Origin of the sequence: Adonisia turfae CCMR0081 (assembly GCF_011009555.1) — a bacterium.
In the GTDB taxonomy this organism is placed as follows: Bacteria; Cyanobacteriota; Cyanobacteriia; order Phormidesmidales; family Phormidesmidaceae; genus Leptothoe; species Leptothoe turfae.
In genome coordinates this window covers 4,829,240-4,849,515 of record NZ_QXHD01000004.1, presented here as the reverse complement: position 1 = coordinate 4,849,515, position 20,276 = coordinate 4,829,240, and the positions used below count along the sequence as shown (strand labels likewise).

Annotated in this window: 17 protein-coding genes; 15 read left to right on the top strand and 2 right to left on the bottom strand. The window is 43.2% G+C overall.

Annotated features, from left to right (window positions below; all coding sequences use genetic code 11):
- Positions 1 to 110: 110 nt before the first annotated feature.
- Both DXZ20_RS24840 and DXZ20_RS24835 read left to right on the top strand, forming a co-directional pair.
- A complete protein-coding gene (locus DXZ20_RS24840; RefSeq protein ID WP_163668845.1) occupies positions 111 to 1,235 on the top strand; it encodes a HetZ-related protein 2 in 1,125 nt (374 codons plus the stop codon).
- A 124-nt stretch (positions 1,236 to 1,359) separates the two neighbouring features.
- Positions 1,360 to 2,706, top strand: coding sequence for an ATPase, T2SS/T4P/T4SS family (locus tag DXZ20_RS24835; protein WP_163701740.1), 1,347 nt, complete (start codon positions 1,360 to 1,362; stop codon positions 2,704 to 2,706).
- Positions 2,707 to 2,737: 31 nt separating this feature from the next.
- Here DXZ20_RS24835 and DXZ20_RS24830 read toward each other — a convergent pair whose 3' ends face one another.
- Together DXZ20_RS24830 and rpsO are read right to left on the bottom strand one after the other, a co-directional pair.
- Entirely contained in the window at positions 2,738 to 3,238 is a 501-nt protein-coding gene (locus tag DXZ20_RS24830; RefSeq protein WP_163668841.1) for a PAM68 family protein, read from the bottom strand.
- A gap of 57 nt (positions 3,239 to 3,295) precedes the next feature.
- The gene (gene rpsO, locus DXZ20_RS24825; protein ID WP_163668839.1) at positions 3,296 to 3,565 is read right to left on the bottom strand and encodes a 30S ribosomal protein S15; all 270 of its coding nucleotides are present in this window, start codon (positions 3,563 to 3,565) and stop codon (positions 3,296 to 3,298) included.
- A gap of 615 nt (positions 3,566 to 4,180) precedes the next feature.
- Between rpsO and DXZ20_RS24820 the strand changes: the two genes are divergently transcribed.
- The 13 genes from DXZ20_RS24820 (at position 4,181) to DXZ20_RS24760 (ending at position 20,070) form a co-directional block, all read left to right on the top strand.
- On the top strand, positions 4,181 to 6,205 hold the full coding sequence (locus tag DXZ20_RS24820) for a glycoside hydrolase family 10-like protein (RefSeq protein WP_163668837.1): 2,025 nt from the start codon (positions 4,181 to 4,183) through the stop codon (positions 6,203 to 6,205).
- 195 nt (positions 6,206 to 6,400) lie between these two features.
- Positions 6,401 to 7,753 carry a nucleotide sugar dehydrogenase gene (locus tag DXZ20_RS24815; RefSeq protein WP_163701737.1) on the top strand — a complete coding sequence of 451 codons (1,353 nt, stop codon included), beginning with the start codon at positions 6,401 to 6,403 and terminating at the stop codon, positions 7,751 to 7,753.
- The gene (locus DXZ20_RS24810) at positions 7,750 to 8,694 is read left to right on the top strand and encodes a Gfo/Idh/MocA family protein (protein WP_163701734.1); all 945 of its coding nucleotides are present in this window, start codon (positions 7,750 to 7,752) and stop codon (positions 8,692 to 8,694) included. Before DXZ20_RS24815 ends, DXZ20_RS24810 begins: the two co-directional genes overlap by 4 nt.
- A complete protein-coding gene (locus DXZ20_RS24805) occupies positions 8,687 to 9,265 on the top strand; it encodes an acyltransferase (protein WP_163701731.1) in 579 nt (192 codons plus the stop codon). Before DXZ20_RS24810 ends, DXZ20_RS24805 begins: the two co-directional genes overlap by 8 nt.
- 33 nt (positions 9,266 to 9,298) lie before the next feature.
- Positions 9,299 to 10,309, top strand: a complete 1,011-nt coding sequence (locus tag DXZ20_RS24800; RefSeq protein WP_163701728.1) for an NAD-dependent epimerase/dehydratase family protein — start codon at positions 9,299 to 9,301, stop codon at positions 10,307 to 10,309.
- Positions 10,309 to 11,451, top strand: a complete 1,143-nt coding sequence (locus DXZ20_RS24795) for a DegT/DnrJ/EryC1/StrS family aminotransferase (RefSeq protein ID WP_163701726.1) — start codon at positions 10,309 to 10,311, stop codon at positions 11,449 to 11,451. Before DXZ20_RS24800 ends, DXZ20_RS24795 begins: the two co-directional genes overlap by 1 nt.
- A 22-nt stretch (positions 11,452 to 11,473) precedes the next feature.
- A complete protein-coding gene (locus tag DXZ20_RS24790) occupies positions 11,474 to 12,445 on the top strand; it encodes a class I SAM-dependent methyltransferase (RefSeq protein ID WP_163701723.1) in 972 nt (323 codons plus the stop codon).
- Positions 12,445 to 14,322, top strand: a complete 1,878-nt coding sequence (asnB, locus tag DXZ20_RS24785) for an asparagine synthase (glutamine-hydrolyzing) (RefSeq protein ID WP_163701719.1) — start codon at positions 12,445 to 12,447, stop codon at positions 14,320 to 14,322. Before DXZ20_RS24790 ends, asnB begins: the two co-directional genes overlap by 1 nt.
- Positions 14,319 to 14,834, top strand: a complete 516-nt coding sequence (locus DXZ20_RS24780) for an acyltransferase (protein ID WP_163701717.1) — start codon at positions 14,319 to 14,321, stop codon at positions 14,832 to 14,834. Before asnB ends, DXZ20_RS24780 begins: the two co-directional genes overlap by 4 nt.
- 248 nt (positions 14,835 to 15,082) lie before the next feature.
- Complete coding sequence (locus DXZ20_RS24775; protein WP_163701714.1) at positions 15,083 to 16,405, top strand: glycosyltransferase; 1,323 nt, start codon at positions 15,083 to 15,085, stop codon at positions 16,403 to 16,405.
- A gap of 10 nt (positions 16,406 to 16,415) precedes the next feature.
- Entirely contained in the window at positions 16,416 to 17,834 is a 1,419-nt protein-coding gene (locus tag DXZ20_RS38575) for an oligosaccharide flippase family protein (protein WP_163701712.1), read from the top strand.
- Between the two features lie 126 nt (positions 17,835 to 17,960).
- Positions 17,961 to 19,139 (top strand): glycosyltransferase family 4 protein, encoded by a 1,179-nt coding sequence (locus DXZ20_RS24765; protein ID WP_163701708.1) that lies wholly within the window; start codon positions 17,961 to 17,963, stop codon positions 19,137 to 19,139.
- Positions 19,140 to 19,215: 76 nt separating this feature from the next.
- Positions 19,216 to 20,070 (top strand): hypothetical protein, encoded by an 855-nt coding sequence (locus tag DXZ20_RS24760; protein ID WP_163701705.1) that lies wholly within the window; start codon positions 19,216 to 19,218, stop codon positions 20,068 to 20,070.
- Positions 20,071 to 20,276: the final 206 nt, after the last annotated feature.

The window sequence follows — 20,276 nt, the reverse complement described above, 5'->3', positions numbered from 1 at the left end:
TGTATCCGGATAAATCGAGGGATTGAGTGCACTAGAATGAGCAAATCATTCATCAATCCTTTCCCGTGGCATTTTGCTTGGGGTTTCTCTAATCAGCAGCAGGCGCACGCATGGCAGTGGCAACTACAATCGTAAATCAATGGCAGCAACGGATTCAGTCCGATTTGCCCGATCAAAGCCACGATACCCATATAGCAATTACCCAGTGGCTCTGCGGTGAAGACACTGATCGATTTGAGGCGCTTTCTCACAAGGATCTATCCATTGCCACTCAGGCCATGGATTATCGCTATCGTATTTTTTATAAAACCTACTGGGGATTACCCCCTGATCGAGCTTATCAAACCCTGATGCGGAAGCTGGGTGGCTTGTTTTTAGTCCGTAGCAAAATCCGTACCTGGATTGCCCTCAGTCGTGATCGACAGCGTCAGGTTAAGGACGTTCTGCAAGAAATTATTCAGGAGATGTTGCAAAGCGATCGTCATCTTCAACAGCAGATGAGGTGGATCGGTGAGTGTACAAAGCGGCCTCAGCTTCGTAATTTGCTGACCATGGCAACAATTGAGGAGTATTGTCTGCGGCCAATTCGTAACCAGCCTCTAATTGTTTATCGCTTTGTTAACTATCTGAGACGTTCCCAGCGCGGGGGAATGACCCAAGTTCCTGGAGCGCAGCTAATTCAGCTAATTTCAGAGGAAATTGGGACAGATGATACTGAAAGTACTATCAGCCTGTTTGATGTGCAAGCTGTGAGTACCTATGAGCAGCAACAGGACTTTGAAGCAACCCAGCGGGCACGCCAGTCAGTTAAAGATAGCTTTACAGACTATCTGCAAGAAACCTTGGGAGATACGGCGACCCAATGGCTAGAGCTGCATTTGCAGGGGTATACCCAAGACAACATTGCTAAGCAGCTAAAAATGTCGATCAATCAGGTGTATCGACTACGGGAAAAAATTAGTTATCACGCGATCCGTATTTTTACCCTGAAAGAACAGCCAGAATTGGTGCTGGGATGGTTAAAAACCACATTGTCTGAGCATGACTTAGGTTTAACCTCTAGTCAATGGCAAACCTATTGGCAAACGTTAGAACCTTCTCAGCAGCAGCTACTGGCCGAACTGAAGCAGGGCAGTGATATCGATGCGATCGCACAAAAGCTTGGGTGCAGACCTAAACAAGTCATGAGTGAATGGGCTAAGCTTTACCTAGCTGCCCAAGATTTACGAACCTAGCCAATCCCAGGCTCTTTGAAGGTTGTCTTTGGGCAACAGGCGTGGGTGTCTCATGGGCAGGTTATCTCATTCACATGATTACACCTGTACCCTTGTCTTCGTTATTTCCTTTTTGGCAGCCATCATGTCAACTTTCCCTGAAAACCATGCGTTGTCACCGCCCTCAAGCCATATTCATCAGCCTAATGTAAAGACAAACCTAGAGCAAATGTTCCTGTTAATCGAAGGAATTTTGCCCTTTGAAGCCTGTCTCTATTATCAGGTTCTGCCGCTTTCAATTGAGGGTAGTAGCCTAAACCTGGGCATGGTAAACCCTGACGATACTAAAGCTGCTGACTATGTCAGACGTCAGGTCTCTTATATTAATTGCTCCATTGTCTCAAGGCCCATATCGTCTGACTGGCATCGGGAAATTCTATCAAAGTTTTTGAGCCACTCAGCCAAAAACCGCCAGGCTTCTCAACCCTCACAATCTAAGGCTAACGCTACGTCCAGTCCATTTCAGGATCAGCCTACGCTGGTGGTAGGAGCTCCAACTGAGATTATTGAACACCCCCATGGGGTTATTGCTGAGCAAACGACAGCGCCTCAGCAGTCTGACCCGCCGCCGCCCGTGAGAGCAGGGAAGGAGGATAAAACAAATAGTGCAGATATGCCACCAGCTCCCTTGAGTATTGAGTTAGAAGAGTCGGTAACTGACCTAGAAGAATTGCCATCTGAGGAATCATTATCTGCGGCAGAACCAGCGCTATCTGAGCACGAGTCGCTCGTACTCGAGCCACCAGAACCTGCCAACGAGCCATCAGTACCAGCGGCTGAAGAGCCCTTGTCACCACCCACCGATGAGCCGTCGGCGACCGCCGTTAAAGAACCCACAGCAGAACCTAGCCCGGAGGTAACCTTTGATCCCAACCGATTGAATCCCAAAGAACTTACCCAGATCTTATTGAAACGGCTGATTACTCAAGAAGGGATTGGACGACTTTATCTAGAACGTCAAAGCACCACCTGTCGAATTCTTTGGAGTAAAGATGGTGTTGTGCAATCAGTTGTCAGCGATATTTCCCCTCAACTTTTCCAAGGTATCATCAATGAACTCAAACGTATGATGAGTCTTTCCTTGATTCCCGTCCGTAAACCTAAGCAAATCGAGATCGAACGCATCCATAACCAGAAGCGAATTTTGCTACGCTTCCGAGTCATGCCCGGTGACCATGGAGAAGAGGCCACCCTACAAATACTACGGGGAGCAGCTCTGAAGTTTTATCAGCAGCAGCAAATGGATAACTTGGGCCGTGATGCGCTAGGCATAGCTCAAGATTTGCAACAACGCATCGACGATCTGCGAGCTCAAGCACAGCGAAATCTTGAGGTTCAAGACGACACAAAACAAAAAACGCTACCAGCGATTATGACAATGCTCAAACAAATGGAGCAACAGCTTCACGACATCCTTGAGGCATCGGATTAAATGTCAGCATGACTGCGCTATGGCCAGATTATCATTCAGAAGCCGAGGGTTGCTTCGACTTGCGCCAACCTTGAATTAAGCGGCGAAAGTTGATAGAAAATTCAGCAATTCCCAGTAGACTGCCTGCTTCATCCTCTTGCCAGGATGCAGACAACACACCATAGCTGAGGCCAATGGTTCCTAATCCAAAAAAGCCCAGGGAAACGATGAGGACAACGACATTGGGAAATTCAACAATGTGCTGAGTCAGCAGAACATAGGCAATCACAAACGAAGACATACCTAAAGCGGTAGGCACCCCAGCAAATACTGCCATTCGTCGAATCATACGACGACTGACCACTTCTGGGATACCCATTTCTTCCTTTTGGGTCTGCTTACTTCGTTTGCTCGCTTGCTTGTCTGACTTCTTAATGCCTGAGCCTGATTTTTGAGGCTGTGATGCTTGGCTAGATGGAGCAGCTTTATCACTTTGCCGCCTATTTGACTTAGGCTCAAAGGGCAGCGACTCACGCTGAGATTCAGAAGGCATAAACCAGTTGATCCTAGACTGCGTGTTTGAAGGTGATGAATATCACCACCTTGTATCTTAGCCGCGGATACCCAGCTTTTTAATCAACTCCTGATACCGACTAGAATCCTGCTTGACCAAGTAGGCTAACAAGCGCTTACGACGACCGATCATACGCAATAGACCTCGTCTAGAGGAATGATCTTTTTTATTAGCCTGCAGATGCTTACTCAGCCGATTGATCTTTTCAGTGAGCATGGCTACCTGCACATCTACAGAGCCAGTGTCTGTTTCATGTACCTGATAGTCAGAAATAATTGATTGCTTTTGTTCTTGCAGGAGCGCCATAGAGCTTACCGATTACAGTCTGTGGAAACGAATAAAGTTGAACCTGTGAGCATGCACAATTCAACGCAGGATTTTGTATTGTACTACAGCAATGCTGGTCAGATGCCATAACTCTAGAACTTGTTCCGTCCTAAGTTTTTCCATACCGCTATGTAGGTACGGCACGGTATATCATGCAAGCGTGGCTATCTTCTAGCAAAGCAGCATGGTCATATCTACATCGTAGGCAGAAACTTTACAGAACAAGGTAGGAAAACTAGACCTTATTTTCTGGGAAATCTTCTAGCAGATGTAAGGAGAAATAGGGTTCATTTTTATGCGTACTGCCCTAAGAACGTATCTTTGTCACTACTTCAATAAATTGCCCGCTACTGGGGTTTATTAGCCTTGTGGTCGCGGTTTTAAAGACATAGATTACTTTCTCAATGTTTTAGTTGAGGTTACTCGATTTTGCTGTTTAAAACGGCCAAATCATCCCCGATAATAATGACCTCTTTGGGTTTAATTCTTTGAGAAACGGTTTAAAACTTTTTTGAAACCTGAGTTCCATACAGTGTTCGGCATTGTCTTTGTTTTGTTGCGTCAGTATTCTTGCTTCGTCTGATAAGCCTGCTCATGTTCCATTCTCTATTTTCTACGTCCTATGCATTGGCCGTTTTGCTAGGAGGTATTGCTCTGGCGACCCCAGGATTTGCTCAATCATCGCCTTTACCAAAGACCGATAACGAGGCTGTGGAGTTAGAGTCGTCTTTGGTAGAGGCGGAGCATGGTCAACTGGCCCTAAATGCCATGGATCCAGCCGATAGTATTGAACCTCCTGGTTTAGATGTGCGGCCTGGCAATGGCGTGATTAGCCCGTTCTTAGAACTGGCCATGCAGCAAGAGCTTCATAACTTGATGGGGCGCTTTGAAGGTGCTTTGCTGCATGGCTATGCTAGTGGTCAACCAGCAGAGTTAGCATTGACCTCCATGCGCACTGACGGTAGCCTCAGCGCGAGTTTGGGCGGCGCGAGTTTGCCGACTCCCCTGTCCCATCCTGCGTTGGAAACGGCACAGCAAACTCTGGATGATTGGCAAAATCTGATCGCTCAAAGAGACTATGGCACTGCTCGCCAGCGATGGCTTGAGTCTCGTCAGGCTCTCTGGAATGCGTTTCCAGTTGAGCAATCTTTGGCCCACGCGGAAGTTCGTGCCATGTGGTTAGACCGCGGCACGATTGTGCGTGCTGGATCGGAAGCAAAGTTAGCAGATGTTTTTGACCGTCTTGCTGCTGCCGGTATCAATACGGTCTTTTTTGAGTCCATGAATGCCGGCTATCCTATTTACCCTAGTCGCATTGCTCCTCAGCAGAATCCCCTAACCCGTCATTGGGATCCGTTGGCCTCAGCTATAAAACTGGGCAAAGAGCGAGGCATAGAAGTTCATGCCTGGATTTGGTTATTCGCAGCTGGGAATCGTCGCCACAATGCGCTGTTAAATTTACCAGCCAGTTACCCAGGTCCCCTCATTAACGCTAACCCTGGCTGGACTGGCTATGACCGCCAGGGCCGTATGGTGCCTTTGGGCCAGGACAAGCCGTTTCTGGATCCTGCGAATCCGGAAGTGCGTAGCTATCTGATGCGTATACTGCAGGAGCTGGTCGAGAACTATGATATCGACGGTGTGCAGTTTGATTATGTCCGCTATCCCTTCCAAGATCCTGGTGCTAATCGCACCTATGGATATGGAACAGCGGCACGGTTACGATTTCGAGATATGACTGGGGTGGATCCAGCGGCGCTCTCTCCCCGTGATAATCCAGCCCTGACTACCCATGAGCAGCGACGTCAGCGCAGGCTCTGGCAGCAATGGACTGAGTTTCGTGTGCAACAAGTGAGTTCGTTTGTGGCTGAGGCTTCTCAGATGCTGCGCCAGCGACGTCCGGGCATCACTGTGTCGGCGGCGGTGTTTGCTAAACCGACCCATGAGCGTGTCCAAAAAATTCAGCAAGACTGGGAAACTTGGGCAGAACGTGGAGATGTAGATTGGATCGTATTGATGAGCTATGCCATGGATACCAATCGGTTTGAAGAGCTGATTCATCCCTGGGTTTTAGACGGTAATTATGGCTCGACGCTAATTATTCCAGGTATTCGATTACTGAATTTGCCTGAAATGGCAGCATTAGACCAAATCCAAACACTACGGGATCTACCGGTGAGTGGCTATGCGCTGTTTGCAGCTGACAATCTTCAACAAGGGATTCAGACGCTGCTGAATAACACTCAGGGCGATACGTCTATGCCGCATTCCTTACCGCAAAGACAACCATTTAATACGGCAGCTGAACGCTATCAGTCGTTACAGCGAGAGTGGGGATGGTTGTTGAGTAATGGTCAGCTATTAATGCGCGAACAGCGAATGGCGCAGTGGGTTGATGATGTCAATAAGTTGGGTGACCAGCTGGCAGATTTAGCAGAGGATCCGTCTCATCGGAAATTAGAGGAGGTGCGATCGCACCTACATCAGCTCAATCAAGTGATCGATTCTGAGCTGACAGTAAAGTCCCAGCAAAATCGCTATCGACTGCAAACTTGGGAATACCGGTTGGCAACCATCGAACACCTGTTAGCCTATGGTGAAAACCGATTTATTCCCTAATGGTATTAGCCGACAGAGTATGTGGGGCGATAGAGATAGATGGTATGAGTAATGGTTACGCATCATAAGTGCCCTGTTAACCTGCCAGTCATAGATAGATAAAAGATCAATTGGACAATAGGGAATCAAGAAAAACTGATACGTAAATTTTCCCGTCGGGCAGAATAGGGTCATTGGCCTTATCCATAAGAACTAATGACCTTGGCCCCCAATCTACCAACAGATCCAACTCCTCCACAACTGTCATCCTTAGAGCAGTTAATTCTTTCACGCAACGCAACGGTTGGCGTAGTGGGATTAGGATACGTGGGTTTGCCCTTTGCCTTAGAAAAAGCAAAGGTGGGGTTTAACGTGATTGGCATTGAACAAAATCCTAAGCGAGCTGAACGAGTAAATCGCTCGGATAGCTACATTGACGATGTTCCTTCAGATGTCCTCAATCAGGCTGTTGCCAATGGCAAACTAAAGGCTGTAACCCATTTCGATGCAGTTACTGATATGGACGTCATTGTTATTTGCGTCCCCACACCGTTAACTAAAAATTTGACCCCAAATCTAAGCTACGTAGAAAGTGTGGCTCAAGAAATTGGAGCGAGATTGCGCCCTGGTCAACTGATTGCATTGGAGTCCACCACCTACCCAGGGACAACCGATGAGGTTATTCGCCCTATATTGGAACAAAATAGCGAACTTAGACAGGGACGAGACTTTTTTCTGGCACATTCGCCTGAGCGAGTTGATCCAGGCAATCAGCGCTATACAACCCAAAACACAAACAAAATTGTGGGTGCCTCGGATGAATTTTCACTCAGAGCTGCTGAACTTTTTTATCAGCAAACGATCTCTCATGTGGTACCCGTAAGCAGTGCTAAAGCTGCCGAACTGGTCAAGGTATTTGAAAATACATTTCGTGCCGTCAATATTGCTTTGGTGAATGAGTTAGCGTTGCTCTGTGATCGACTCGAACTGGATGTTTGGGAAGTTTTGGATGCGGCTAATACTAAACCCTTTGGAATTATGCCTTTTTATCCAGGTCCTGGTGTTGGTGGCCACTGTATTCCGATCGACCCGCATTACCTGGAATGGAAAGCTAAAGAAGTAAATTTTAATACTCGCTTTATTGCCCTGGCTGGAGAAATCAATCGGAGAATGCCTTCTTTTGTTAGAAGTAAAGCGTTCCGGGTTCTGAATCGGCTGGGTATTGCTCCGTCGAAGGCCAACATTCTAATGGTTGGTATAACCTACAAAAAAGATTTAGCTGATTGGCGAGAATCCCCTGCCATTGACATCATGAAATTTTTACTGAAGGACCAGGTCACCCTGCGCTATCACGATCCCTATATTGCTGATATATCCGTAGCAGGTCAGTGTTTTAGTAGTGTCTCGCTCACTGATGCTGAAGTTGCCAGGGCTGACTTGGTGGTGATCGCCACGGACCATAGTTGCATTGACTATGGAAATCTGGTGGCACACGCTAAGGCTGTGCTAGATACTCGAGGAGCCACTCGACAATTAACATGCGATCGCACTAAGGTGACCTTGCTATGACCCAGGTTATTGTTGTCGGCAGCGGACACTGGGGTAAAAATCTGATCCGCAATTTTTATGAACTGGGTAGCCTTGCAGGGGTAGTTGAAGTGTCACCCCCATTGCAGCAGCGCGTACAGACCAAATATCCCGATGTGCCTCTGTTCACCAACTTTCAAGAGGCATTGGCGACTAATGTATCAGCCATTGTTCTAGCTACACCTGCGCCAACCCACTATTCCCTGGCATTGGCAGCGTTGAAAGCAGGGAAAGATGTGTTTGTGGAAAAACCCATGACCCTACGGGCTGAAGATGCCCGCGAGTTAGCTACTTACGCCGATGACCATGATCAAATTTTAATGGTGGGCCATTTACTGCTCTATCAGCCTGCCATTGACTGGATACGAAACTATCTTAAGTCAGGTAAAGCTGGCCAGGTAAACCATGTTGCTACCCATCGTCTAAATCTGGGTAAAGTGCGTACGATGGAAAATGTTTGGTGGTCATTTGCCCCCCATGATGTGTCCATTATTTTAGATTTGCTTGACAATCCGCCCATTCAAACCATTCAAGCATCAGGGGTTTCACGGTTGCAAACTAATATTGCTGATGAGGTCCATGTTGATTTGACCTTCGAGTCGGGGCAAACGGCCCATCTGCATTGTTCCTGGCAGTGGCCGCTAAAGCAGCGAGGGTTAGTTGTGATCGCTGATAAACAAATGGTGGTCTATGACGAAATCCAGCAGGTGGTCACTATCCACAATAAACAGATCAATTCACAGCTAGAGGCCATTGATGACGGTATCACTATCGTTGATATTGCTGATGAACAGCCGCTTAAGCTGGAGTGCCAACACTTTTTGGATTGTTTGAAAACACGTCAACAGCCCCACTCCGATGGGTGGAATGGAGTGGCAGTGGTTAACATTTTAGAGAACGTGCAGGAGGTATTGAATGGCTGATTATTTTGCCCATGAGACAGCCTGTATTGATGAGGGCGCACAAATTGGCGAAGGCACGAAAATCTGGCACTTTAGCCATGTGATGCCCAAAGCAAAAATAGGTAAAAACTGTTCCTTAGGCCAAAACGTTTTTGTTGCTAATAATGTTGTTATTGGAGACGGCTGTAAAATTCAAAACAATGTCTCTCTCTATGAAGGCGTGATTTTAGAAGACTATGTTTTCTGTGGTCCCAGCATGGTCTTTACTAATGTTAAAACCCCTCGCTGTGAGTTTCCCCGCAATACCTCAGATGATTACCAAACCACAGTGATCAAGCGAGGGGCTAGTATTGGCGCAAACGCTACTATTGTTTGCGGAATCACTTTAAATGAATATGCATTTGTTGCTGCAGGTGCTGTTGTCACCAAAGATATACCTGCCTACGGCATGGTCGCTGGAGTACCTGCCAACCTCATCGGTTGGATGAGTGCTTACGGAGACGTACTGAAATTCGATGCCCAGGGACATGCAATTGATTCTATTGGGGCAGCCTATACCCAGAAAGATGTGATCTGTATTCAGCCCCAATAGCTCAAGAGAAGTTTTTTTACTGAATCAATAACAATGAAACTGTCAGGTAAGCGTTTATTAGTGATTGGGGGAGCGGGTTTGATTGGCTCCCATACCGTAGATGCTCTTCTTAAAGAAGATACTGAAGAAGTACGGATTTTTGACAACTTCACCCGAGGTAGTCGAGAGAACCTAGCCAGTGCATTAAAAGATCCTCGATGCAACATTTTTCCTCTAGGCGGTGAACTCCTGCATCGCGATATTTTAGATGCTGCCATGAAAGGTATCGATGGAGTATTTCACTTTGCAGCCATGTGGTTGTTGCACTGCTACGACTTTCCCCGTTCTGCCTTTGAAGTTAATATTGGCGGCACTTTTAATGTTTTAGAAGCCTGTTTGAATAACGGTATTCAGCGTTTAGTCTTTTCATCTTCTGCTTCGGTATATGGCGATGCTGTGACTGAGCCAATGACAGAAGATCATCCCTATAACAATCACACATTTTACGGTGCCACAAAAATTGCTGGTGAGCATATGTGCCACTCTCTATATCACAGATACAAAGATACAGACCAACATTTTGATTATGTTGGTCTGCGTTATATGAATGTCTATGGTTCTCGCCAAGACTACCAGGGCACCTACATCGCCGTGATTATGAAAATCTTGGATCGATTAGATCAGGGATTACCTCCCATTATTTATGGTGATGGCTCCCAGGCTTATGACTTCATCTATGTTGAAGACTGTGCTCAAGCTAATGTTTGTGCGATGAAATCTAAATCGACAGATGCTTTTTATAATGTAGGAACAGGTATTAAAACGTCGCTTCGAGAACTGACCGAGCTGATTCTTGAGATAACAGGCTCTAACCAAAAGATTCAGTTTGAACCGTCAGGCAAGACCTTTGTGAAAAATCGGGTTGGATGTCCGCTCAAGGCCGAAGCTGAAATTAATTTCCAGGCCAAGATACAGCTGCGAGAAGGGTTGGAAAAGCTGATTGAGTGGCGCAATCAGCATAAAGATTTGGTAGCTCAGCGACGTCAACATGCAGGAGTAGCCTAATGACGGAACGTCGTAATATTCCTATTTCGCTGCCCTCCACGGGGGAAGAAGAATGGCAGGCCTTGCAAGAACCGCTATTCACCGGATGGTTAACTCAAGGCCCTAAAGTTGCTGAGTTTGAGTCGAGGTTTGCTGAGCGACATGGGGTGAAACATGCGATCGCAACCACCAGCTGTACCACCGCCCTCCATTTAATTCTGACGGCTTTGGGTATTGGTCCTGGCGATGAGGTGATCGTGCCCGCTTTTACCTGGGTATCTACGGCCAATGTGGTGCTGTATTGCGGTGCAACGCCCGTGTTCGTAGATGTAGATCCTCAAACCTGCAACATCGCCATCGATCAAGCTGCGGCAAAAGTCACTAATCGGACTAAGGCCATCATTCCCGTTCATCTGTTTGGACGCTGTGTTGATATCGATGCCCTGATGGAGACCGCTCCCAATATCCCTTTGGTGGAAGATGCAGCCTGTGCAGCAGGTGCGGCTTACAAGGGACGAGCCGCAGGTTCTCTTGGCACAGCCGGAGCCTTTTCGTTTCATCCCCGCAAATCCATTACCACCGGAGAAGGCGGCATGATTACCACCCATGATGATGCCCTAGCCGAGAAAATACAGATTCTCCGCAACCATGGTGCCAGTGTTTCAGAAGAGCAACGCCATTTAGGGCCAAAACCCTATATTTTGCCGGAGTTTAACCTTCTCGGTTTCAATTATCGCATGACCGATCTTCAAGGAGCGGTGGGACTAGTACAGCTAGCAAAATTGGATGCTCTCTTGCGGGAACGGAAACAGTGGGCTGATTACTACAATCAGGAGCTGGCGGCTTTAGACTGGTTGCAAACCCCTGACGTGACACCCGAGTACGACCATGGCTGGCAAGCCTATGTCTGTTATATCGACGAAATCCGTGCGCCGATCCCACGGAATGATCTAATGGAATCGCTTCAGGCCGTGGGGATTAGCACACGTCCGGGCACCCATGCTGTGCATATGCTGGGCTATTACAAAGACCGATTCGGCATGAGAGCAGAAGATTTTCCAGGAGCGAGAGATTGCGATCGCTACACTCTTGCCCTACCACTGCACAATCGCATGACTGCTGAAGACTATGAATACGTGGTTACCGCTTTAAAGAATCTCTAGACTCAGCCACATTTATAGACTTATGCATCTAGAACATGCTTCTCTCTTTCACAATCCAAACTCTATCTCTACTCTAAATGGTGTCTATGTATCCTCTGTAGATCATCAACTGTCTGAGAACCAGGCGCAAACGAATAATGCATTCTCGGAAAAGTGGACTAATACTCACCAACAAGACACTGATAGTGCCACATGGAAACTACATCAGTTCGAATGGTACATGACACTATATGGCTTCGAAGATGAGCAACATTTGCAGCGATGGATTTCAAAGCGTCGTGTGATTCTAGATGCGGGATGCGGATTAGGCTATAAGGCTGCATGGTTTGCCAAGATGAATCCAGAGGCCATAGTTGTAGCTATGGATTATTCTGATTCCATCTTCCAAGCACATGAACGATATCAAGGACAGCCCAACATGATTTTTGTCAAAGGAGATATTGCAAACACACATTTCAAGGATGGCTTATTTGATTTCATAAATTGTGATCAGGTTTTACACCATACAGACTCTCCTCCTAAAACGTTGAAAGAGTTTCATCGCATCTCTTCTCAAGATGTTTATCTGAACACCTATGTATATAAAAAAAAAGCTCTACCACGAGAACTACTGGATGAATACTTTAGAGAATATTCCAAACAGCTTGATAATGAACAAATTTGGGAATTGAGCAAACAACTGACTCAATTAGGGAAAACTCTGACCGACCTCAATATCACAATTGATGTTCCAGATATTCCAGCCCTGGGCATTAAGGGCGGTAAGCAGAATTTACAACGTTTTTTCTACTGGAACTTTATTAAATGCTTTTGGAATGAAAACTTAGGTTTGGAAACAAGCATAAATTGCAACTTTGATTGGTATTCGCCAAGTAATGCCTGGAGATATTCTCAGCAAGAATTTTTAGATATGTTAGAAGAGACAGGGTTCAAATCTGAATATTTACATTGTGAAGAAGCCTGCCATAGTGGTCGTTTTGTTAAACAGAATTAATGTGTGGCATTGCTGGCTTAGTCTACTTAAATAATGTGGCTGTTGCGCCTCCAGTGCTTAAACGGATGACCGATGCAATTGCCCATCGTGGCCCTGATGGTCAGGGGCATTGGATTGAGGGCAATATCGGTCTAGGTCATCGCCGTTTGGCTATCCTGGACTTGTCACCTGCGGGGCATCAACCAATGGTGTCGGCAGATCATCGCTTTGTGCTCACTTACAACGGTGAAATTTTCAATTTTCAAGTGCTAAGAGCAGAGCTGGAGACAATTGGCTATTGGTTTCGCTCTAAAACAGACAGTGAAGTCGTACTCTACGCTCTAGCAGAATGGGGGGTCAGGGCATTTGAACGTTTCAATGGTATGTTTGCCCTGGCACTATGGGACCGCAAATCGCGAACGCTGCTTCTAGCTCGTGATCGTTATGGCATTAAACCGCTTTACTATGCTCAGCAAGGCAATCTGTTTATGTTTGGCTCCGAGCAAAAAGCAATGCTAGCCATTCCAGACTTTGAACGCCGTTTAGATAAGCCCGCTCTGCTAGAGTACTTTACGTTTCAAAATTTCTTTACTGACCGTACCCTATTGGATGGGGTCAAACTTCTACCTGCAGGACATTACGCTACCTTGAATGTGGGGCAGGACTCCCCTGACCTACGGATAACTCAGTATTGGGATTTTCACTTTTGCGAACCTACTGAACAAATCAGTACACAAGACTATCGAGAAGAGTTAGATCGATTATTTCAGCAAGCGGTGAATCGGCAGTTGGTGAGCGATGTTGAGTTGGGTTGCTATCTCAGCGGTGGAATTGATTCAGGATCGATAAGTGCGATCGCAGCACGCTCCTATCCTTACCTCAAAAGTTTTACCTGTGGCTTTGACTTGAGCTCAGCATCAGGCATTGAATTAGCCTTTGATGAACGTACTAAGGCTGAGGCAATGTCCTACCATTTCAAGACAGAACATTATGAAATGGTGCTCAAAGCAGGAGATATGGAACGGGTATTACCCAAATTGACCTGGCACCTGGAAGAGCCTCGAGTCGGACAAAGCTACCCTAACTACTATGCAGCGCAGTTAGCCAGTAAGTTTGTCAAAGTAGTTTTGAGTGGCGCAGGAGGAGATGAGTTATTTGGAGGCTATCCGTGGCGCTATTATCGTGCAGTCGTTAACGATGACTTTGAGAATTATATTGGTAAATATTATCAGTTCTGGCATCGCCTGATTCCTAACAAACAGTTTAAGAAAGTATTTAGCCCCATTTGGGATGATGTTAAACATGTTTGTCCTCGCGACCTCTTCCGGGATGTATTTCAACAGCGTCCAGATCACCTAGAGGGACCAGAAAATTACATTAACCATTCCCTATATTTTGAAGCTAAAACCTTTCTCCATGGCCTTTTAGTTGTAGAAGACAAGTTGAGTATGGCCCATGGTTTAGAAAATCGCGTACCATTTTTAGATAATGACTTGGTTGAGTTTGCAATGCGCTGCCCAGTTGGCTTAAAACTCAATAACTTAGCTGAGATAGTGCGGTTTAATGAAAATGAACCAGGCAATAAGCCTCAAAAGTTCTTCCAGAAAACTCGCGATGGTAAACAAATTTTGCGCGATGTGATGAAAAACTATATTCCTCGAGAAATTACCAAGGCTGAAAAACAAGGGTTTTCTGCACCTGACGCTAGCTGGTTCAAGGGAGATAGCATTGAATTTGTTAAACGAACATTGTTAGATGGCAATGCCAAAATCTACACTTTGATGGATAAAAGCACCATCCAAAACCTTATTCAAGAACATTTAAATGGCAAACAGAATCGACGATTACTCATTTGGTCACTACTTAATCTAGAAGAATTCTTAGGTACATATGTATGACTGAATCCTTTTTTGAGAAGCTTAAGATTTTTTTGTTTTCTCGTCGTCAAGATATAAGCAACAATTATCAACGCACGTTACCTTTTGGCGATTACGTCGTAGACAGATGGGAAAAAGCCCGTTTTTTGAATTTTGGTGAAGGTACATCGGTATACGATAGTGTTCTCGTGATTGGAGATGTTCACGTTGGCCAAAATACGTGGATTGGTCCTTTCGTTGTACTGGATGGTTCAGGAGGGCTAACAATAGGCTCAAATTGTTCTATTTCTGCAGGCGTTCAGATTTACAGTCATGATTCAGTGGATTGGGCTATTGGTAAATCGACATCTTACGATTACGCTCCAACCAAAATTGGTAATAATTGTTACATCGGCCCAAACACGGTGATAACCAAAGGTACTTCAATCGGAAATAGGTGTATAGTCGGTGCTAATAGCCTTGTACTGACAGATATCATTGAAAACTCTAAAGCAGTAGGAACACCCTGCAAAATCATTGGAAAAGTAGTTTAATTTGCTACAAGTACTGCTTCTGAATTAAAGGCTCAAAAGATATAAACACTGTCTAAAAACCGCTAATCAGAAAAATTACAATGCATGTAAGTTCTATGAGCATTAATAGCTGAGCTCATCTGTTCGTGAAGTGTCTTTATGGAGTCAGCTAATCCTCTCTAGACAGTGTCTTTTATGACTCTACTCAGGGGATAAACACAAACTATATGTGTGTATTTCTAAAGCTATCAATAACCCAGTAAAACTGCATGAAGAGTTTTCGTATTTTTATAGGCGTAGTTGAAATTGCAGGTTACTATGGCAACCTAGCTTTTGCCCTTAGAGAACAAGGACATCTAGTTACAGTAGCAGGGGCCTCTGGTCATGTCTTTGAGTATGAAGGTCAACACAGCAGTAATCCATTTATCATCAGAATCTATGATGCTTTATTAAAAGCATTGGCATTAAAGCAACTCAGTACAAGCAAATCTATCAATCATCTTGTAAGAAAGAAGCTTCTTGAATTCCTTACCAGTCTGACAAGAGTAGTTTTATTTCTATGGGCATTACCAAAACATGAGGTATTTATTTTAGGATTTGGCTCTTCTTTTTTACCAAAAGGTTTTGACCTCCCAATTCTCAAACTCCTTAACAAGAGGCTGATTTGCAATATCGCTCACGGTTCAGAAGCTCGACCTCCATACATCAATGGAGGCCCACTAGAGAGCTTGAATGATCCAATCACAAAAGGCGATTTACACACTATAAAAAGAGCTACAAAAATCATTAAAATACGTTGTTCAAAAATAGAGAAATATGCGGATATTGTAGTGGGAGCACCTCTAACATCTCATTTTCTTGAAAAGCCCTTTATAAATATCTTTCATCTAGGTCTAACCTTCAAAAGCCAATCAGCAAGCAATATAAATAATAACGCTTTAATAAAGAATATTCGGATCTTACACTGCCCTTCTAATCCTGCTGTTAAAGGAACATCACTCATTAGAAATGCTATAGCATCCCTTAAAGATAAGGGTTATCCAATTGAGTTTATTGAGCTAATTGGCAAACCTAATACCACTGTATTGAAAGAGCTACGCCTGTGCGATTTTGTTGTTGATCAAGCCTATAGTGATTTTCCATTACCAGGTTTCGCCACAGAGGCTGCTTGGTTTGCTAAGCCTTCAGTGGTTGGAGGGTATGGTTGGCCATTTCTAAAAAAGCTGATCCCTAATAATATTTTCCCCCCCAGCCATCTCTGTCACCCTGCTCAGCTAGAAGAATCCATTGAAAAGTTGATTGTTGACATACCGTATCGCCAAGATCTAGGAAACAAAGCGCAAATCTTTGTTAAAGAAAATTGGTCTCTTCAAAAAACTGCCGATAGATATTTACAACTAATTAACGGTGACTTTCCGAGAAATTGGTGGGCAATTCCTTGTCAAATAAATTATCTACAGGGCTGTGGTGTTTCAGAAAAAAAACTTTTGAAAGTGCTACCTCAACTACTTCAAGAGGGTAAAGATGTTCTCCAGCTAAAAGACAAACCATCTTTGGAAAAGGCATTTATAGATTTTTGTATTTCTAAATGACAAATTAATTGTGAATAGAAAGCTCTTTTCTGAAATTTTTATTTATACATTACCCACGATATTGAGTCGTGGAATGGCATTTTTCATGCTCCCCATTTACACCCGTATCTTATCTACTACAGACTATGGGATGTTAGATTTAGTCCTGGTGCTTGGAAATTTAGTAAATCTGACCATCTCGTTAGAGATTAATCAAGGGCTTGCAAGGTTTTATTCTGATGAGAAAGATACTAGTAAACAGAATATATACGTCGCTTCTGCTTTTTGGTTTTCCACTGTTTGCTATACATTCTTTTTAATCATTGGATTATATTTCTCGCAGAGTATATTAACTAGTTTTTTTCAAGCTAATGGTAGTGTATTAATAGTTAGGCTTGGACTTATTTATATTTACTTCAATGGTTTAGTATACTTTCTTCAAAGTCAATTGCGCTGGGAATTTCGTAGTAAGCAATATGCCATTTTAAGTACGTTGGTAAGTTTACTAATCTCTGTAGGGTCAATAATATTCGGTTATTTTCTTAAATTACATCTTCTAGGTGTCCTAATAAGCATGCTACTAGCTCACTTATTAGGGTACGTTTACGGCATTAGTATTTTAAGAAAAAGCATAAGCTTTCATATGAATTTTGAGCGATTGAGAGAGATGTTGCGATTCTCAATACCACTTGTTCCTGCAGGTCTTTCTATCTTTGTAAGTACCTACATTGATCGAATGATGCTGAATCACTTTCTATCTTTAAATGAAGTTGGTTTATATAGCTTTGGTTTTCGTTTAGCTAGTGCAGTTAGCCTTATCACAATTGGCTTTCAACGGGCATTAACTCCGCTAATTTATTCGCACTACACTGACGAGAGTACTTCTCAAAAACTAGCATTTATATTTCGTTTGTTTGTCGCAATCTCACTACTTCTTTGGTTGTCTATCTCTATTTTTTCTCAAGAGATACTTTGGATAGTAACAAGCCCTCAATATTATCCTGCCTCAAAAATTATACTTTTTCTTGTACCATCGGTACTGTTTTCAGGCATGTATATTTTTGCTCCTGGCATATCACTCGCAAAAAAAAACCACTTTATTTTCTGGATTAATTTTTTAGGAGCTATATTAAATACGCTGCTTAACTGGCTTTTTATCCCTAAATTTGGTTTTGTTGGTGCTGCTGTTGCTACTTTGCTAGGAACACTGTTTGTTTTCTGTGCATATATAATACTCAGCCAACGCTTTTACTATATTCCCTATAATTGGAATCTCATTGGTGTTAGTACCATTTCAATATCTATAGGTTGTTTTCTAGGTTATTTGATAAATTTTGAGATAGGCTTAAACATATTTTTGAAGTCTTTCACTATTCTCTTTTATGCTCTTTTTCTATTATCAATAAAGCTAGTTAGTGTTGACGAAATACAAAGATTTGTTGACTCCTGACTCTAAAAAATAATTTGCTTGTTATTTGAGTTTATCTTCAAGATTAGATAATACGTTCACATAGAATCGTTATATCTCTAACTAAGCATGTAGAAGCTGTACAATTTTCTTGCAAACTTGTGTGCTATGAGAGGCCTATACGTAACTAATATTGATCCTCAAATCTCAATAGGCTATTTGCCTAAAATTTTTGGGCAAGTTAAGGGCTTTAGCCAGTTAGGATGTGACATGGATTTGCTATGTTTTAACTACCACTCTCAGGTTGTATTCATGCACTGTCCAAGGGATACAGAAGAGCTTCATGAGTTAAAGACACTAAAACAGCAGCATAATAACTTGTTGATTAGGCGATGGAGTTTACTAAGGGCAGCCATCCATCACATTTTAGATACGAACCCTGATTTTTTATATCTAAGATATCCACGCTCAGAGCCTTTATACCTATATTTTCTCGATAGAATCCGAAAACATTTTCCTAAACTTCTTATCTTAAGTGAATTTCCAACCTATCCCTACGATAAAGAATATTGTGGCTCTCTAACTAGGAAACAAAAGACTGTTTTCTTATTAGATAAAATTACTCGTCGCTATCTTAGATATTTTATAGATCGCATCATAGCCATCAACTATGAAAAGTCTATATTTGGTATCAATACTATTTCTATTGATAACGGTATAAATCCTCAAGATTATCAACCCATTTCTAATCTGCCAGTTTTATTAGAGACTATCAACATCATTGGTGTTGCAAATGTCAGTCCATGGCATGGTTATGATCGTTTAATTAAAGGTCTTGGTGCATATTATCGAGAATCTAGTAGCCCTAGGTACAAAGTAATATTTCATATTGTTGGTGCTCAAGGAGCTTATTTAAGAACACTGCTCACTTTAGTTGAACAAGAGCATGTCAGTCATGCTGTTATCTTTCATGGACCTAAGCAGGGGAAAGAGCTAGATACTCTTTTTGTAGGCTGTCATCTTGCTTTAGGCGTTTTAGGGGGACACCGCAAAGGCTTAGCAGTTATGTCTCCTCTTAAGAACAGGGAGTATTGCGCTCGTGGGATTCCTTTTATTTTTAGCCATGTTGATCCAGACTTTCCAGAAAATTTTCAGTATTGTTTGCAATTAGAAGCAGATGAAAGCCCACTGGATATTAAACAGATAGTCAGCTTTATTTTAGATTTGTCTAACGAAAACAATGTGGCCTTTTACATGCGCAATTACGCATGTAAATATTTCAATTGGCCAATTAAACTAACGCCAGTGTATGACTACTTAAATGCGGAATTAGCTCGATGGAAGTAGCCATCATCAAATGCTAGATGAGTTTATATCTATCATAAAAAATGTCATAAAAGGCTGAACTTAGAGAGTAGGGATTATGTTGAAAAGCTTCAAAACCTATTTAAAGGCCAATTACCCTGGGCTCTTTTCTTTTTATAAATCATCACGTTCAAAAGCAAAATGGTGGGCAAAGGGACCTAAAAGGTTAGATTTGTGTGCAGCTCAATTTGCTTACATGATGCACTACACTGGTAATCTCTTTAAAGATTCCGTCTGTTTAGAAATAGGATCAGGCTGGGTTCTATCTCATGCAATTTTAGCTTACCTTTTAGGAGCTAAAAAGATTTACGCAACTGATTATTTCCCACTAGCTGATTTGGCAGCCCTTAAAATATCTATTGGCTACGCAGATGCTGCCTTAATAAGAGATATTTTAGCTCCCTATGCAGATCATGAGGTCTTGCGAAAAAAGATTGAATTTCTTAGATCTATTTCAACTTGGTCTTCAGAACATTTAGAACACTTAGGCATTGTGTATAGTGCACCTGTTGATTTGACCAATCAACTAAACTTTAATGATGTCGATTTTGCTTATTCCCTCAGTGTTCTTGAACATATACCATGTGAAGATATTGAGTTATTAGTACATAACCTATCAGTTATTCCTACTCAATTTCATTTTATCCATTTAGAAGATCACGCAGATTTAGCCAATGCTCCATTTGATTTTTTGGCTTTCTCTAATTATCCAAAGCAGTTACAACTTGAGCGAGGGAATAGATTCCGAGCTAGTCAATGGATCAAAATGCTTTCTGTATATCATTCTGTAGAAGTAATTCATGCTTGGAAACGTGATATGCCCCTTCCAGAAAATTTAGCTCCAGCAATTGACTTTATTGATGAGAATGATTTGAGGACTTCTCATCTTGGTGTATTGCTCAAGCAAAAGTGATGAAATATTTTTATGTTGTTTGTTTCATGTGAAATATGCTTCTTATACTTACAGCATTTTTCAGTCTTCTGAGGTACAGTAGCAGCAATGAGTGAACCAGCCTCGAATATCGTCAAGAGAGACTTGAGAAAAGGCTGTCTCAATTGCATTTGCTAAGTCAGGGTAAGTTCTCGGTCCTAGTGTTCTGAGAATACTTTTGAGCTTAG

Bases quoted from the DNA above. Each gene is read 5' to 3' on its own strand.
- DXZ20_RS24765 (WP_163701708.1), top strand. From the start codon at position 17,961: ATGAGAGGCCTATACGTAACTAATATTGATCCTCAAATCTCAATAGGC.
- DXZ20_RS24835 (WP_163701740.1), top strand. From the start codon at position 1,360: ATGTCAACTTTCCCTGAAAACCATGCGTTGTCACCGCCCTCAAGCCAT.
- DXZ20_RS24800 (WP_163701728.1), top strand. From the start codon at position 9,299: ATGAAACTGTCAGGTAAGCGTTTATTAGTGATTGGGGGAGCGGGTTTG.
- DXZ20_RS24810 (WP_163701734.1), top strand. From the start codon at position 7,750: ATGACCCAGGTTATTGTTGTCGGCAGCGGACACTGGGGTAAAAATCTG.
- DXZ20_RS24780 (WP_163701717.1), top strand. From the start codon at position 14,319: ATGACTGAATCCTTTTTTGAGAAGCTTAAGATTTTTTTGTTTTCTCGT.
- rpsO (WP_163668839.1), bottom strand. From the start codon at position 3,565: ATGGCGCTCCTGCAAGAACAAAAGCAATCAATTATTTCTGACTATCAG.
- DXZ20_RS24790 (WP_163701723.1), top strand. From the start codon at position 11,474: ATGCATCTAGAACATGCTTCTCTCTTTCACAATCCAAACTCTATCTCT.
- DXZ20_RS24805 (WP_163701731.1), top strand. From the start codon at position 8,687: ATGGCTGATTATTTTGCCCATGAGACAGCCTGTATTGATGAGGGCGCA.
- DXZ20_RS24795 (WP_163701726.1), top strand. From the start codon at position 10,309: ATGACGGAACGTCGTAATATTCCTATTTCGCTGCCCTCCACGGGGGAA.
- asnB (WP_163701719.1), top strand. From the start codon at position 12,445: ATGTGTGGCATTGCTGGCTTAGTCTACTTAAATAATGTGGCTGTTGCG.
- DXZ20_RS24760 (WP_163701705.1), top strand. From the start codon at position 19,216: ATGTTGAAAAGCTTCAAAACCTATTTAAAGGCCAATTACCCTGGGCTC.
- DXZ20_RS24830 (WP_163668841.1), bottom strand. From the start codon at position 3,238: ATGCCTTCTGAATCTCAGCGTGAGTCGCTGCCCTTTGAGCCTAAGTCA.
- DXZ20_RS24775 (WP_163701714.1), top strand. From the start codon at position 15,083: ATGAAGAGTTTTCGTATTTTTATAGGCGTAGTTGAAATTGCAGGTTAC.
- DXZ20_RS24840 (WP_163668845.1), top strand. From the start codon at position 111: ATGGCAGTGGCAACTACAATCGTAAATCAATGGCAGCAACGGATTCAG.
- DXZ20_RS24820 (WP_163668837.1), top strand. From the start codon at position 4,181: ATGTTCCATTCTCTATTTTCTACGTCCTATGCATTGGCCGTTTTGCTA.
- DXZ20_RS24815 (WP_163701737.1), top strand. From the start codon at position 6,401: ATGACCTTGGCCCCCAATCTACCAACAGATCCAACTCCTCCACAACTG.